Genomic DNA, 790 nt, shown 5'->3' on the forward strand with positions numbered 1-790 from the left:
TTTTCTTCAAAAAAAACCAAAACAAAAACACCCGGCATATCTTTTTTTGGGTCGGGGGGGGGGGGGGGCGCGCCCCCCGCCCCCCCCCACCGCCGTTTCTGGCCCCGGCCGGTTCGTCCCCAACTCCCGTTGTAGGGGGACCCCTGAACCCGCTTACGAAACCCTTGTCGCGTCTTGTCAGTGGGTTGTAGGTGTGCGGTAAGAGGTACGGCGCAGAGTGAAGCCATGAAGCAGGCAGGCAGCCCCCGAAACTGTCGGTCCCGATCGTCAGAATGAGGGCAAGCGCCCAGACCTTAGGGACGTGATGAAGATGCGCCAGACCCAGATCAGGCCCCGTCCGAAGAAGCCCGCCGGGACCGCGCTGGACCTCCGCACTCCGTCAGGGCGCAAGCTGCCCTTCTGAAAACCACAAGCTTTTCCAGGAGTCACCTGAGAGGTGCACGATGTGCAGTCACCAGCCGATCTGCCCCACTGCCTACTCCGCCGACCGTGAGGCGTCGCACGTGATCTCGGCCCACCCTGACCAGGGCTGGAGCTTGCTGTGCAATGGCGTGGTGCTGTTCGAGGACACCGGGTTGCTGCTGCCGGACGGCACCGTCGTCGCTCCTCATCGGGAGCCGGTCGCCGCCTGAAAGGCAAGGTCCTTCACTTTGGCGCGCTTCGCGCGTGGGAGGTTCCGGGCGTTCTTCCAGTCGAGCTGAAGCTCGACCCCTGTCGGGGCGAGCAACCCAACGGCCTTATCCCCAAGACCCCCCCGAGGCGCCCCCCCCAAGCGCCCCCCCGGGACGAA

The 790-nt window shown here is 64.8% G+C and carries 1 protein-coding gene; it reads left to right on the plus strand.

The features are described 5' to 3' along the window. The first annotated feature begins 443 nt into the window (after positions 1-443). On the plus strand, positions 444-632 hold the full coding sequence (locus tag ACFWYW_RS45520) for a DUF5999 family protein (RefSeq protein ID WP_379610699.1): 189 nt from the start codon (positions 444-446) through the stop codon (positions 630-632). Positions 633-790 lie beyond the last annotated feature (158 nt).

It is taken from the genome of Nonomuraea sp. NPDC059023, from assembly GCF_042740095.1.
GTDB lineage: Bacteria > Actinomycetota > Actinomycetes > Streptosporangiales > Streptosporangiaceae > Nonomuraea.